The organism is Micromonospora sp. CPCC 205554, from assembly GCF_036902745.1.
GTDB lineage: Bacteria > Actinomycetota > Actinomycetes > Mycobacteriales > Micromonosporaceae > Micromonospora > Micromonospora tulbaghiae.
On sequence record NZ_JBAKHP010000003.1, the window covers coordinates 448,336 to 463,120 of the forward strand.

A 14,785-nucleotide genomic window follows, 5' to 3' on the forward strand; every position below is an offset into this window, starting at 1 on the left:
GGGGTCTACCCTGGTGCCCAGTCGCACATCGGAGGAACACCATGCTGACCACCGTCGAGGTGCTCGCGCAGAACAACTTCGGTGACACCCGTACGGGTGGTCTGGCCGGTCCGATGGGCCTCTTCCTCATCGTCGCGCTGGCCACCGTCACCGTCCTGCTGATCCGCAACATGAACGCCCGGCTGCGCCGGCTGCCCGACCGCTTCCCGCAGCAGGGCGCCCCGGGCCGGGCCGATTCCGCAGTCGCCGATCCGACAGACGGGCGCGTCGAGCAGGATTCACCGACGAACGCGCCCAACGGCTCCCAGCAGCACCGGAACAGCTGAACACCGCGTGAATCACGTCGAAGCCGGTCGTCGCCCCCTGTTGCGACCACCGGCTTTGGCTTAGCCTTCCGCCGGGGGGACCGTCAGGCCCCGGACCCTGCGCGGAAGGGGGACGCCGATGTCGAAGACAGCACCGGCCCCCGACCATGCCCCCGCCCGACCCGTCGGCGGGGCGGCCCCGTGACCACCGAGCCGGCCGACCGTTCCCCCGACCGGATCGGCCTGCGCGGGACACCGGTGGGCGTCGTCCTGCTCACCGTCGCGGTCGCGCTGACCGGTCTGCTCGCCGCCGCGCTCGGCCTCACCGTCCCGTCACACCTGCCGGCCGACGAGGCACTGCCCGGTCCGGCGCGCTTCGGCATCGCCGCCGCCGCGTTCGCGGTGGCCCAGCTCGCCCGGCTGCGCTTCCGCAGCGCCTCGGGCATGGTGAGCATCACCTGGGGCGAGGCGGCGCTCGTGGTGTGCCTCTGGCTGGTGCCGGCCGGCTGGCTCCCGGCCGCCGCCCTGCTGGGCGTGGGCGCCGCCTGGACCGTAATGTCGGTCGTCTCCGACCGCCGTCCCGCGCTGGAACTGGTGGGGATCGCCGGTTCGCTCACCGCCGCCACCGCGCTCGCCGCGGCCGTCGCCACCGCGCTCGGCCCGCCGCTGCCCGCCGCGCCCACCCCGGAGCTGGCCCTCACGCTCACCGCCGCCGCGGTGACGTACCTGCTGACCACCGCCTTCCTGGGCGCGGTCACGCTCGCCCTGCGGCACGGCATCGCGATCGGGCCGCCGCTGCTCGCCGCGCTGCGCGGCAAGCTGCTCATGTTCGTCGGCAACGTGGCGGTCGGCCTGGTGGTCGTCGCGCTGCTCGAACTCGACGCGCGCTGGCTGCTGCTCCTGCCGCCGCCGCTCTGGCTGCTCCAGCAGACCTACCGCCACCGGCTCCGCGCCGACCAGGAGCGGCGCACCTGGCGGGCGTTCGCCGAGGCCACGGCCGCGCTCAACCAGCTCGACGAGCGCGGCGTGGCGACCGCCGCGGTGACCGGCGCGCTCACCCTGTTCGGCGCGGAACTGGTCGAGGTCGACGTGGCCCGGGGCGAGGGCCGCTGGCGCCGCTACCGGGCCGACCGCGGCGGGCAGGTACGCGACCGGGAGGTGGAGCCGTCCGCGGGCGCCGACCCGGGGGAGCACGAACTGGTGCGGCGCCTCGCGGTGGGATCGAACGAGGTCGGACGCCTGCGGGTGCGGTTCGCCCGGTCCGCCCCGCCGAGCGCCCGGGAACGCGACGGCGTGGCGGCTTTCGGCGACGCCCTGGCCGCCGCCCTGCACGACGCCGCCACGCACCGGGAGCTGCGTCTGGTCACCGCCCGCTCGTCGTACGACGCGGTGCACGACCAGCTCACCGGACTGCTCAACCGGGCGGCGCTGCTGGCCAAGGGGGACCAGGCGCTGCGGCAGCGTGCGCACGACCACCCGGTGGCCCTGCTGCTGCTCGACGTGAACCAGTTCAAGGAGGTCAACGACACGCTCGGGCACTCGGCGGGCGACCAGTTGCTGCGGCTCACCTCCAACCGGCTCGCCGCGCTGACCCGGCCGGGCGACCTGCTCGGGCGCCTCGGCGGCGACGAGTTCGCCCTGCTGCTGACCTCGGTGCCGCTGGTCGAGGACCGGACAGCCCCGCTGGCGTACGCGCTGCGCCAGGCCCGGGAGGTCGCCGAGCGCCTCGCCGCGCCGACCGAGGTGGCCGGGGTGCGGATGTCGGTCGAGGTGGCGGTGGGCGTGGTGGTGGCCGACGCGGGCGCCGCCGACCTGACCGAGCTGCTGCGGCGCGCCGACATCGCCATGTACCAGGCGAAGGAGGGCGGCGGCAGCGTCGCCGCGTACGACAGCTCCCGCGACGCGGCGAGCACCGACCACCTGGCGTTGCTCGCGGAGATGCGGGAGGCGCTGGCCGCCGACGACCAGCTGGTGCTGGCGTTGCAGCCGGCGGTGGACCTGGCCACCGGCGCGCCGACCGGGGTGGAGGCGCTGATCCGGTGGCGGCATCCGCGCCGGGGCTGGCTCGGCCCGGCCGACTTCATCCGCCCGGTGGAGAACAGCGAGCAGCTCGGCAGCTTCACCCGGTACGTACTGGACAAGGCACTGGAGGTCGCCTCCGGCTGGGCGCGGGACGGGCTGGACGTCCCGATCTCGGTGAACCTGTCCGCGCGCAGCCTGCTCGACCCGCGGCTGCCCGCCGAGATCGAGGAGGCGCTGCGCCGCCACCAGGTGCCGCCGCACCGGCTGGTTCTGGAGATCACCGAGACGGTGGTGATGAGCGAGCTGGAGGTCATCGACGAGGTGCTGGCCACGCTGCGTGCCATGGGCGTGCAGCTCGCCGTGGACGACTTCGGCACCGGGTTCTCGTCGCTGACGTTCCTCACCCGGATCGCCGTGGACGAGTTGAAGGTGGACCGCTCGTTCGTGCTCCGGATGGCCGACTCACCGGAGGCGGCGGCGATCGTCCGGACCACCGTCGGGCTGGCCCACGAACTGGGGCTGCGGGTGGTGGCCGAGGGCGTGGAGACCGCCGAGCAGCGCACCGCGCTGGCCGAGCTGGGCTGCACCGCCGCCCAGGGCTACCACTTCTTCAAGCCGATGCCGGCCGACAAGATCGGCGCGGTGCTCGGGTCACTGCGCGACGCCGCCCCGGGCAACGTCTTCCCGCTGCGCGCCGACGGCGCCTCCTGACCGGTCCGTCCGCCGTGGACGGGGCAGCGGAGGACACCCGGCCGGTCCTACGCTGCTGGCACGGCGGGCGCGACGGGCGTCCCCGCTGACGTCCACACGGGGAGGACGACGATGAGACGTTCCTGGCGACAGGTTCTGCTCGCCTCGACCATGGCGCTGGTCACCGGCGCCACCGGCCTGGTCATGTCCGCGCCGGCGCAGGCCCGGCCGGCGGAGTCCTGGTCGTTCAGTGTCACCGGCGAGCCCGGTGATCCGATCACCGCCGGCAACTCCTACTCCTACAGCTCCGCCGCGCCGACGCCGGGCGACGAGATGAACGCGTGGGGCGGCGAGCAGCAGCGGTTCGGGATGGAGTTCTGGAGCGACACCGACAACACCTGGCGCCTGGGCATCTCCGCCCCGGCCGGTCAGACGCTGAAGGCGGGTGACACCTACCAGAACGTCAGCCAGCCGGTCTACGGGAGCGACGCGGCCAGCCTGCAGCTCTACAACGGCGGTTGGGGGCGCTCCTGCGCGCAGAGCACCGGTTCGTTCACGGTCCTGCACGCCGACTGGGGCCCGTTCGACTACGTCGAGCGCTTCGACGCCACCTTCGAGATCCGGTGTGAGGGCGCGGCCGGCAGCCTGCGCGGCGAGATCCACATCGGGAACCCGCCGCCGCTGCCGGCACTCGACGTCACCCTGACCGTCGACCCGGTGGCGACGGTGGACAACAAGGGCATCGCCACCGTCCGCGGATCGATCACCTGCACCCGGGCGGACTCCTTCTCCATCGCGGGCGAGCTGGTCCAGGAGCAGAAGAAGGCGGGCATGGTGCGTGGCTACTTCTCACCCCACATCCCGTGCGTTCCGGGCCAGGTGGTGCCCTGGTCGGCCACCACCTACCCGGCCGACGTCAAGTTCCAGCGCGGCACCGCCCAGGCGGTCAGCGAGATCCTGGTCCGCGACTTCGAGTACTGGAACGAGTTCACCGTGCGGGACACCTCGACGCTCACGCTCACCCGCTGAGGCGCCGGCCGGGCCGGGCCGGCGGTCCCGGCCCGGCCGACGCACTCACGGCGCACCGGCTCCGCGCGCTCGCTATGGTCGGGTGGTGAACCGACTCGCCAAGGCCACCTCGCCCTATCTGCTCCAGCACGCCGACAACCCGGTCGACTGGTGGCCCTGGTGCGACGAGGCCTTCGCCGAGGCGAAGCGGCGCGACGTGCCGGTGCTCATCTCGGTCGGCTACGCGGCCTGCCACTGGTGCCACGTCATGGCCCACGAGTCGTTCGAGAACGAGGCAGTCGCCCGGCTGATGAACGACGACTTCGTCTGCGTCAAGGTCGACCGCGAGGAGCGCCCCGACGTCGACGCGGTCTACATGACCGCCACCCAGGCGATGACCGGGCAGGGTGGCTGGCCGATGACCGTCTTCGCCACGCCGGACGGCACCCCGTTCTTCTGCGGCACGTACTTCCCCCGCGCCAACTTCGTCCGCCTGCTCGGCTCGGTCGCCACCGCCTGGCGCGACCAGCGCGAGGCGGTGCTGCGGCAGGGCGCCGCCGTGGTCGAGGCGATCGGCGGCGCGCAGGCCGTCGGCGGCGTCACCGCCCCGCTCACCGCCGAACTGCTCGACGCCGCGGCCGGTCAGCTCGCCCAGGAGTACGACGAGACGAACGGCGGTTTCGGCGGCGCGCCGAAGTTCCCGCCGCACATGAACCTGCTGTTCCTGCTCCGGCACCACCAGCGCACCGGCTCGGCGCGCAGCCTGGAGATCGTCCGGCACACCTGCGAGGCGATGGCTCGCGGCGGCCTCAACGACCAGCTCGCCGGCGGCTTCGCCCGCTACTCGGTGGACGGCCACTGGACCGTGCCGCACTTCGAGAAGATGCTCTACGACAACGCGCTGCTGCTGCGGGTCTACACCCAGCTCTGGCGGCTCACCGGCGACCGGCTGGCCCGCCGGGTGGCCCGCGACACCGCCCGGTTCCTCGCCGACGAGCTGCACCGGGCCGGTGAGGGCTTCGCCTCGGCGCTCGACGCGGACACCGAGGGCGTCGAGGGGCTCACCTACGTCTGGACGCCCGACCAGCTCGTCGAGGTGCTGGGGGAGGACGACGGCCGGTTCGCCGCGGACCTGTTCGGGGTGACCGCCGACGGCACGTTCGAGCACGGCACCAGCGTGCTGCGGCTGGCCCGGGACGTCGACGACGCCGACCCCGAGGTGCGGGCCCGCTGGCAGGACGTGGTGGGCCGGCTGCTGGCCGCCCGCGACACCCGCCCCCAGCCGGCCCGCGACGACAAGGTGGTGGCCGCCTGGAACGGGCTCGCGATCACCGCCGTCGCGGAGTTCCAGCAGGTCGCCTCGCTCCTGGTGTCGCCCGACGACGAGGACGCGAACCTGATGGACGGCGTGCTGATCGTCTCCGACGGCGCGATGCGGGACGCCGCCGAGCACCTGGCCGCCGTGCACCTGGTGGACGGCCGGCTGCGCCGCGTCTCCCGGGACAAGATCGTGGGTGAGCCGGCCGGGGTGCTGGAGGACTACGGCTGCGTCGCCGAGGCGTTCTGCGCACTGCATCAGCTCACCGGCGAGGGGCGGTGGCTGACGCTGGCCGGTGAGCTGCTCGACGTGGCGCTGGCCCGGTTCGCCGGCCCGGACGGCGCCTTCTACGACACGGCCGACGACGCCGAGCGCCTGGTCACCCGGCCCGCCGACCCGACCGACAACGCGACCCCGTCGGGCCGGTCGGCGATCGTCGCGGCGCTCGTGGCGTACGCGGCGCTGACCGGGGAGACCCGCTACCGGGAGGCGGCCGAGCAGACGTTGTCGACTGTCGCGCCGATCGTCGGCCGACACGCCCGCTTCACCGGGTACGCGGCCACTGTCGGCGAAGCGCTGCTGTCCGGGCCGTACGAGATCGCGGTGGCGACCGGCGACCCGGAGGGCGACCCGCTGGTGGCCGCGGCGCGGCGCCACGCCCCGCCCGGCGCGGTGGTGGTGGCCGGCGCTCCGGACCAGCCCGGCGTGCCGCTGCTGGCCGGGCGGCCGTTCGTCGACGGGAAGCCCGCCGCATACGTCTGCCGGGGCTTCGTCTGCCGGCGGCCGGTGACCGGCGTCGAGGAGCTGATCGAGCAGCTCGGCTGAGCGGAGCGGGCCGGGCTGCCCTCACGGTCCGGCCCGGCACCGGCCCTTATAGGCTGGCGGCGCTATGGACTCCCGTACCGGTCTCCCCGTCGTGGGCATGGTGGGTGGCGGCCAGCTCGCCCGGATGACCCACCAGGCCGCCATCGCTCTCGGCCAGTCGCTGCGCGTGCTGGCGCAAGCCCCGGACGACGGCGCCGCGCTGGTCGCCGCCGACGTCCAGTACGGCGACCACACCGACCTGGCCGCGCTGCGGACGTTCGCCAAGGGCTGCGACGTGGTCACCTTCGACCACGAGCACGTCCCCAACGAGCACATCCGCGCCCTGACCGACGAGGGCGTGAAGCTGTTCCCGCCGGCCGGGGCGCTGGTGCACGCGCAGGACAAGCGGGTGATGCGGGAGCGGCTCGGTGAGCTGGGCGCGCCGAACCCGGCCTGGCGTCCGGTGGAGTCCCCGGCCGACCTGGTCGCCTTCGGCGAGGAGACCGGCTGGCCGGTGGTGCTCAAGGCCGCCCGGGGCGGCTACGACGGGCGCGGCGTCTGGATGGTCGACGACGCCGGCCAGGCCGGCGAGCTGGCCGCCACGCTGCTCGCCGGCGGCACCCCGCTGCTGGTGGAGGAGCGGGTGGCGCTGCGCCGGGAGCTGGCCGTGCAGGTGGCCCGCTCGCCGTTCGGGCAGGTCGCCGCGTACCCGGTGGTGGAGACGGTGCAGCGCGACGGCATCTGCGTCGAGGTGCTCGCGCCCGCGCCCGACCTGTCGGAGGAGCAGGCCGTCGCCGCGCAGCAGCTCGCCATCGACCTGGCCACCGCGCTCGGCGTGGTCGGCCTGCTCGCGGTGGAGCTGTTCGACACGCCGTCCGGTCTGGTCGTCAACGAGCTGGCGATGCGGCCGCACAACTCCGGGCACTGGACGATCGAGGGGGCCCGGACCTCGCAGTTCGAGCAGCACCTGCGGGCGGTGCTCGACTACCCGATGGGGGACACCTCGCTGACCGCGCCGGTCGTGGTGATGGCGAACGTGCTGGGCGGCGAGCCGGGCGGCATGTCCATCGACGAGCGGCTGCACCACCTGTTCGCCGCCGAGCCCGGGGCCAAGGTCCACCTGTACGGCAAGCAGGTCCGCCCGGGCCGCAAGATCGGGCACGTCACCGTGCTCGGCAACGACCTCGATGACGTACGGGCCCGGGCCGCGCGTGCCGCCCGCTGGCTCCAGGAGGGGCAGTGATGAGCACCGTCGGGCTGATCATGGGCAGCGACTCGGACTGGCCGGTCATGAAGGCCGCCGCCGAGGCGCTCGACGAGTTCGGCGTGCCGTACGAGGTGGGCGTGGTCTCCGCGCACCGCACCCCGGTCAAGATGATCGAGTACGGCCGGGACGCCGCCGCCCGTGGTGTCCAGGTGATCATCGCGGGTGCGGGTGGAGCGGCCCACCTGCCCGGCATGGTCGCCTCGGTCACCCCGCTGCCGGTGATCGGCGTCCCGGTGCCGCTGAAGTACCTGGACGGCATGGACTCGCTGCTGTCCATCGTGCAGATGCCGGCCGGCGTGCCGGTCGCCACCGTGTCGATCGGCAACGCCCGCAACGCCGGTCTGCTCGCGGTACGCATCCTGGGTGCCTCCGACCCGGTGCTGCGCGACAGGATGGCCGCCTATCAGGCGAGCCTGGAGGACCTGGTCGCCCAGAAGGAAGCCGCGCTGCGCGCCTCCCTGGCCTGACCATCCGTCACCCTGCGTGCTCAACCCGGCTGGTTGCTCCGCGTGACCGACCTGGCGGGCGAGTGTGGGTGCCCTCCGCCGCCTTTGCTCTGCAGCCATCGGTGCAGCACGGCGCTGACCTGTGGCGCGGCATTCCGATGCCGACGATTCCATAGCAGTGATCGTCACGACGGGTGACTGTTGCGTTGGTGGGTGCAGAGCAAAGCCGGCAGAGGGGAACTACCCGGGCTGCGACCTGTCGGCACGGAGCGTGACCGGATTGAGGGTGGTCAGGCCGGGGTGCTGCGGATCTGGGCGCGAGCCGGCCAGGCCGACCGGTCACAGCCGGGCCGGACGGCTCACCGCATGCCGCGCAGCGCGGTCTGGAGGCGTTCCTGGGCGCGACGGCGACGCTCGTTGCTCGCACCGAGCACCAGCAGCACGATGCCCACCGGGATCAGCACCAGCCACGGGCCGAGACTGAACAACGCGTGCACGGCCGCGATCGCGGTCACCGTCGCCCCGACGATCACCGGGGCCTGCTGCCGGCTGGTCGAGCCGAAGATCAGCACCGCGACGGCACCGAGCAGCAGCAGCACCTGCCGCAGCATGCTGGATTCGGTCGCGATCACGATCGCCAGCGTGGGCAGGAACGCGGTGACCAGCGCCGGCCCGTATGCCACCCAGCTCGACAGGTCGGGCCGGTGCCGCAGTTGCAGGACGCCGACCAGCAGGGCGAGCGCGGCGAACGGCAGCGTGTACGCCTCCGGCAGCGCCACGTCGGCCACCCGCATCAGGATCCACCAGGCGCTGATCTCGCAGGCCACCACCGCCCAGAACAGCAGGTTGCGTTCCATCGGCCGGCGCCCCGGACGGCTGGCCGCCACCCCGAGGACCGCACCCCAGGCGGCCAGCAGCGCGGCGATGTGCCGGGGCGAGTCGTACGCCAGCGCCAACGCGATGAGCGCCGCCCCGTAGCCGCTCCACTCGACTGTGGCCGCCTCCCGGTACGCCTCGGGGCGGCGCAACCGGGGCAGCGTGGCGGCGAACACCTGCAACGCCGCGCCGACCGCGAGCACCCCGAACGCGGACCAGACGGCGGCCAGCCCGGACTTCAGGCCGATCGTGAGCACGAACAGCTGAGCCATCACCGAGCCGAACAACCAGCCCAGGATGCGCGCCCGCTGGGTGGTGCCGAACAACGCGGCGACGGCGCCCACGCCGACCGCCCCGCCGAGCGTGAACACGGTCAGGTCGCTCGTGGCGAGGCTGCCGGCGAGCCCGGCGCCGCCGGCGGCCAGCCCGAGCGCGAAGACCAGCACCCGGGCCACCCGGATCGACCGGCCCGGCTCGGCGATCGCCGGCGGCGGTGTCAGCGCCAGCCCGAGCATCGAGATGGTGAACACCGCGAGCGCGGCCAGCGCGGTCACCGGCCAGCCCTTGCCGAGCGCCACCGGAGTGATCAGCAGCGTGATCGCCGCGCCCGGCAGGATCACCGGCACCGCCCGCGACCGCCGCCCGCCGCTGAACCCGGTGGCGGCGAGCGCCGCGGTCATCGTCAGCAGCAGCGCGGTGAGCACATGAGTGGGGTTGACCGCCTCCGGCGGCGGGGTCAGCAACTCCGGTGGCGGTCCCTGCCACACCCGGCTCAGCACCGCGAACGGCGAGAACAGCGCCACCACGAGCGAGGGAGCCAGGGTGGCCAGGGCCAGCGCGGTGGGCAGTGCCGCGGCGGCGAGCGCACCGGCGGCCGGGCTGACCCGCCAGCGCAGCTCGGGATCGTCCGGGGCACGCCGCAGCGCGCCGTTGAGCAGCACGGTCCAGCGGCGTACCGGCCGGCCCGAACCGGCGGGCGGGACGGTGGCCGCCCGTACCAGTTCGGCGAGCACACCGAGCAGCGCGGCGGCGGCGGCGAACACGCCCGCCGGCAGGCCGACCGCGAGCGCCGCGGCGGCGGTGACGGTGGCCGCGCCGACCACCGCGACGCTGGCGTACGGAAGATACTGCGGCACCTGCCGGCGTACCGCCGCGATCGCGGCCAGACCGATGCTGGCGGCGGCGAGCGCGGCGGTGAGCACCACCTGGGGCGGGCGGCCGTACTCGACTGCCAGCGCGGCCACCGCGCCGGGCAGCGCGAGCACTGCGGCTCCGGCGCCCGCACCGCCCACCTGCACCAGGTGCGGCGGCATGCCCTCGGTGCGGATGTCGTCGACGAGGGACGGCGCGAGCGTGCGGGCCACGGCGGCCACCGTCGCGCCGATCAGCGCGATGCTGCCGAGCGCCAGCGCGGTGGTCCACGGTCGCACCAGCCCGGCACCGGCGGCGTGCAGCGCCACCACCCCGGCCACAGTGGCCCGGGACAGCGCGGCCCGGGGATCGACAGCGGCCGCGGCGGCCATGCCGTACACGGTGGCCACCATGCAGCCGACCAGCACCGGGGACCACCAGGGCAGGTCGAACGCGGCGGGGGCGCCCACCGTGGCGAGCACGACGGCCAGGCCGGAGACGTCGTACTTCCACGGTGGGGGCAGCAGGATGGCCGCTGTCACCGCCAGCAGCGCCAGCGCGACCGGCGCCTGCCAGGTCGACCCGCCGGTCGGCGCGGCCGGCCAGCCGGTCAGGTCACCGGCCCAGATCGGGCCGGGCGTGGCGAGCACGCCGAGCCCGCCGCGCAAGGCGCTCCAGGCGGCGATCAATCCGATCAGCGTGCCGCCGGCGGCGATGCCGAGGATCGGGCCGCGCCGCCATTCCTCGGGCAGCGCCCGGGCGGCCACCGCCACCAGCAGCACCAGTGCCGAGGCCACCACGAGCTGGCCGCCGGGGGCGAGTACCGCGGCGATCCGGGCCAGCGTGGCGACGAGCGCCACCGTGGTGGCGGCCAGCGCCAGGTCGGACCCGTCCAGGGACATGTCGGCCCGGCGCCCCGCGTCGATGCGCGGGGCGAGCGCCAGCAGTGCGGCGGCGACCAGGAGCAGGCTGCCCACCCAGGCGTCGGCCGAGGTCGCGCCCGGCGCACCGAACGCGGCGGCGGCGACCGCCACCGTGCCGAGCACCGTGCCGAGCGCGTGCGGCATGCTCAGATGCCGCTGCGCCACCTGCACCAGGGCGGCGTAGCCGAGCGTGATGCAGACGGCGAGGAAGCTCGCCGCGAGGATCGGCACGGTGATCTCGCGCAGGTTCGCCGGTGTGGCGACCGGCGGTGTGGGCACCGTGGCCGCCACGAACGCGGCGACGGCGCCGGGCAGGGCGAACGCCGCGCCACCAGCGGCCCAGGCGCAGACCGTGTCCGTCGCGGCGGCGGCGAGCCGGACCCGTGGGGCGAGGGAGACCAGCGCACCGGCCAGGAACAGCACCGTCAGCGCGGCGGCGGTGAGCGCCGGGCGGGCGAGGGCCGCGCCCGCGCCGATCAGGCCCAGCCCGGCCGCTGTCACCGCGTGCGCCACCGCGGCCCGTTCGGTACGTGCGGTCAGCCCGAGCACGCCGATCGCGACAGCGGTGAGCAGCATCGGCCAGCAGGCCGCCGCCCAGCCCAGACCGAGCGACGCGGGCACGGCGAGCGCGGTGAGCGCCGCGCCGACCACGGCGAACTCGCGCCGGATCTCGGCCGGCAGGGCGATCACGGCGGCGACGGTGAGCAGCAACGCGCTGGCCGCGAGTTGCCAGCCGGTCGGACCGACGGCGCGGGCCAGCTCGGCGTGCCATCCGCTCAGGTCCGCCGACCAGGCGGGCAGCGCGGCCCGGACCGGGGCCAGCCCGGCACGCAGCGCGCCACCGGCCACCACCAGGCCGCTGACCGTGAGCGCCACCGCGGAGGCGATCTGCGGACCACGCCGGGCCGTCTCCGGTACGGCGCGGACGGCGAGCCCGGTCAGCGCGATGACGGCGGAGATGAGCAGCAGGGACCGGCCGGGCAGGGCCACCGAGGCGACCCGCCCGAGCGCGCCGATGACCGCCAGCGTGAGGATGCCGGCGCCGACGTCCGGCAGCGGCGGCCGGCGCAGCACGAGCGTCCCGGCCAGCGCGACCAGGGCGGCGAGCAGCAGCACCGTGCCCGCGGCGGCGGCCGGCGCCACCGTGGTCGCGCGCAGCAGGCCGGTGACCGCGTACGCCAGCGCGAACGCGACCGCCACGCCGTGCAGCAGCCAGGTCAGCTCGGGCAGCCAGGGCACCGGGCGGGCGGTGGCGGCCGGACCCGACGGCGTCTCCCCGCCCAGCACCTCGGCGGCCTCCTCCGGCGCCGACTCGGGCCGGTCGTCGTCGGCGCGTTGCCGGGGCGGGACGGGCGGGGCCGGCTCGGTGGCGGGCAGGTCACGCCGGACGGGGCGCTCTCGTACCACCGCCGAGCGGGCGAGCGCCAGGTCGAGCACTGCCACCACGGTCAGCACCAGCGCCCAGCCGACCGGCCCGGTGATCCGTTCGTACGCCAGCAGGGGCAGCACCGGCTGGGCGGCCAGTACGGTGGCGAAGCGTGGTGCGCGCAGACCTGTCCCGTACGCGTACCCGAGGGCGACGAGCGTGGTGACCAGGAAGATCGTCCCGGCGAACGCGGCACCCGAGGAACCGCCGCCGATCCGGTCGACGGCCCAGAGCGCGTACCCGGCCAGCGGCACCAGCAGCAACCCGACCGCGGCGATGGTCTCGGCGGTGGAGGTGAGCCCGCGCCGGGCCAGCACCGGCGGGGCGAGCAGCATCAGCGCCGTCGCCACCAGCAGCACGCCGAGGCGCGCCAGCGCGTCCATCGAGCTGGTGGCGACCGCGGCGAAGACCACGGCGGCGACGCCGAGCAGGAGCGCGCCGAGCCCGAGCGGGATGTTCTGCACCTCGCGCGAGGACGCCTCGGGCGGGTGCTCCGGGTCGTCCGCGTCGAGCCAGCGCGGGCGGCCGCGTGGCGGCGACGGGGGCAGGTCCTCCGGGGGACCGGGCGGCGGAGTGCCCTGGCGGGGCACCCGGGGCGGCGCGCCGGTGGCGGCGGTGGGCGGGCGGCGGCCGGGCCGCCGGCGCAGGACCCGGCGCGGCCGGGTGGCCTGCCGGATCCGTTCCTCACCGGCGTGCGCCAGGATGTCCCGCTGGAAGAGGGCGGCCTGCATCTTGGCGGCGATCTGCCGCTGTTCCCGGGCGATCTCGGCGTCGCGGGCCTTCATCTCGGCGATCGAGCGCTCGATGTCGGCCAGGTGCTCGGCCCACTGGGGCTGGTGCGCGCCGCAGTGCGGGCAGACGACGGCGGGCTTGATGTCCTGCCCGCACGAGGCGCACCTGAAGCTCTCCACGACAGTCTCCCGTCCGCCCGTGCCCCCGCACTGTGGACCTCCCAGAGGCAGCATGCCTTGAGTGGGCCGGGATTTCGACAGTTGCCGCCGCGTTCCGGACAACAAAAACGGACCGGCCGCCGGGGAGACCATCCCCGGCGGCCGGTCCGCACGGTCAGCGGGTCAGGGGCGGCCCATGCCGCGGTACTCCCAGCCAGCCTGTGTCCACAGTGTCGAGTCGAGGCAGTTGCGCCCGTCGACCACCTTGCGGCCGTTCGCCAGCTCGCCCAGGGTGACCGGGTCGGCGTTGCGGAACTCGGCCCACTCGGTGAGCACGCAGACGAGGTCGGCGCCGCGGACGGCGTCGTTCATCGTCTCCTCGTACGTCAGCTCGGGCACCGCCCGGCGCGCGTTCTCGATTCCCTGCGGGTCGAACACGTGCACGTCGGCGCCGGCCTTGCCGAGCAGCGAGGCGACCGCGAGCGCCGGCGCGTCGCGTACGTCGTCGGTGTTGGGTTTGAACGTGGCGCCGAGCACCGCGACCCGGGTGCCGGACAGGTCCGGTCCGGCCGGCCCGGAGCGGCGGCCGAGCAGTTCGGCGGCGAGCTGTACGACGCGGCTGCGGCGGCGCTGGTTGATCAGGTCGACCTCGTGCAGGAAGCGCAGCGCCTCACCGGCGCCCAGCTCCTGCGCCCGGGCCTGGAAGGCGCGGATGTCCTTGGGCAGGCAGGCGCCGCCGAAGCCGAGCCCGGCCTGGAGGAAGCGGTTGCCGATGCGCGGGTCGTAGCCGATCGAGCGGGCGAGCTGGGTGACGTCGCCGCCGGCCGCCTCGCAGACCTCGGCCATCGCGTTGATGAACGAGATCTTGGTGGCGAGGAACGCGTTCGCGGCGACCTTGACCAGCTCGGCGGTCGCGAAGTCGGTGACCACCAGCGGCACCTCGCGGTCCTCGGTGGCGGCCAGGTCGAAGACGCCCTTGTGGGCGGCGAAGAGCATGCCGTTGGCCCACTCGCTCTTGACGCCGACCACGATCCGGTTCGGACGCAGCACGTCGTCGACGGCGAAGCCCTCCTGGAGGAACTCCGGGCTCCACGCCACCTCGACGCCGAGGTCGGCCGGGGTGTGCTTGCCGACGAGCTGCTCGACCCACTCGGCGGTGCCCACCGGCACGGTGGACTTGCCGACGATCAGCGCCTTTCGGGTCAGGTGCTGGGCGAGGCTGGTCACGGACGCCTCGACGTACGACAGGTCGGCGCCCATCCCGTCGGCCCGCTGGGGGGTGCCGACGCAGATGAAGTGCACGTCGCCGAAGTCGGCGGTCTCCTGGATGTCGGTGCTGAACCGCAGCCGGCCGGCGGCCAGGTTGCGCCGCAGCAGCTCGTCGAGGCCCGGCTCGTGGATCGGCACCTCGCCCGCGTTCAGCTTGGCGATCTTGTCCGAGTCGACGTCGAAGCCGAGCACCTCGTAACCCAGCTCCGCATAGCAGATGGCGTAGGTCGCACCGAGGTAGCCGGTGCCGAGGAACGTCACCCGCGGGCGGGCGGCGCCGGACGGCGGGGTCACCGCGGCGATGGCGGGCATCGGCTGGGTGTTCGGGTACGGGATCGTCACGCCTGTCTTCTCCGCTCGCACTGGCGGCGCTTCCACGCGTCGCATTCTGCTGGGGCGCCGAGCCGGGC

The 14,785-nt window shown here is 74.7% G+C and carries 8 protein-coding genes; 6 read left to right on the plus strand and 2 right to left on the minus strand.

Going from position 1 to position 14,785, the window contains the following annotated elements; all coding sequences use genetic code 11:
* The first annotated feature begins 41 nt into the window (after positions 1–41).
* From V6U82_RS08095 to purE, 6 genes are all read left to right on the plus strand, one after another.
* Positions 42–326, plus strand: coding sequence for a hypothetical protein (locus tag V6U82_RS08095; protein WP_128137028.1), 285 nt, complete (start codon positions 42–44; stop codon positions 324–326).
* 216 nt (positions 327–542) lie between these two features.
* The gene (locus V6U82_RS08100; RefSeq protein WP_334460329.1) at positions 543–3,038 is read left to right on the plus strand and encodes a putative bifunctional diguanylate cyclase/phosphodiesterase; all 2,496 of its coding nucleotides are present in this window, start codon (positions 543–545) and stop codon (positions 3,036–3,038) included.
* 111 nt (positions 3,039–3,149) lie between these two features.
* Positions 3,150–4,046, plus strand: a complete 897-nt coding sequence (locus tag V6U82_RS08105) for a hypothetical protein (RefSeq protein ID WP_128137029.1) — start codon at positions 3,150–3,152, stop codon at positions 4,044–4,046.
* Between the two features lie 85 nt (positions 4,047–4,131).
* Positions 4,132–6,168, plus strand: coding sequence for a thioredoxin domain-containing protein (locus tag V6U82_RS08110; RefSeq protein WP_334460165.1), 2,037 nt, complete (start codon positions 4,132–4,134; stop codon positions 6,166–6,168).
* 64 nt (positions 6,169–6,232) lie between these two features.
* Positions 6,233–7,390, plus strand: coding sequence for a 5-(carboxyamino)imidazole ribonucleotide synthase (locus tag V6U82_RS08115; protein ID WP_128137030.1), 1,158 nt, complete (start codon positions 6,233–6,235; stop codon positions 7,388–7,390).
* Positions 7,390–7,881 (plus strand): 5-(carboxyamino)imidazole ribonucleotide mutase, encoded by a 492-nt coding sequence (gene purE / locus V6U82_RS08120; protein WP_128137031.1) that lies wholly within the window; start codon positions 7,390–7,392, stop codon positions 7,879–7,881. Before V6U82_RS08115 ends, purE begins: the two co-directional genes overlap by 1 nt.
* Positions 7,882–8,219: 338 nt before the next feature.
* On the opposite strand, the gene V6U82_RS08125 is transcribed toward purE, so the two are convergent.
* Together V6U82_RS08125 and V6U82_RS08130 are read right to left on the minus strand one after the other, a co-directional pair.
* A complete protein-coding gene (locus V6U82_RS08125; protein ID WP_334460168.1) occupies positions 8,220–13,127 on the minus strand; it encodes an SCO7613 C-terminal domain-containing membrane protein in 4,908 nt (1,635 codons plus the stop codon).
* A 162-nt stretch (positions 13,128–13,289) separates the two neighbouring features.
* On the minus strand, positions 13,290–14,717 hold the full coding sequence (locus V6U82_RS08130) for a UDP-glucose dehydrogenase family protein (protein ID WP_334460169.1): 1,428 nt from the start codon (positions 14,715–14,717) through the stop codon (positions 13,290–13,292).
* Positions 14,718–14,785 lie beyond the last annotated feature (68 nt).

Coding starts and splice junctions, on each gene's coding strand:
- V6U82_RS08115 (WP_128137030.1), top strand. CDS start 6,233: ATGGACTCCCGTACCGGTCTCCCCGTCGTGGGCATGGTGGGTGGCGGC.
- purE (WP_128137031.1), top strand. CDS start 7,390: ATGAGCACCGTCGGGCTGATCATGGGCAGCGACTCGGACTGGCCGGTC.
- V6U82_RS08105 (WP_128137029.1), top strand. CDS start 3,150: ATGAGACGTTCCTGGCGACAGGTTCTGCTCGCCTCGACCATGGCGCTG.
- V6U82_RS08095 (WP_128137028.1), top strand. CDS start 42: ATGCTGACCACCGTCGAGGTGCTCGCGCAGAACAACTTCGGTGACACC.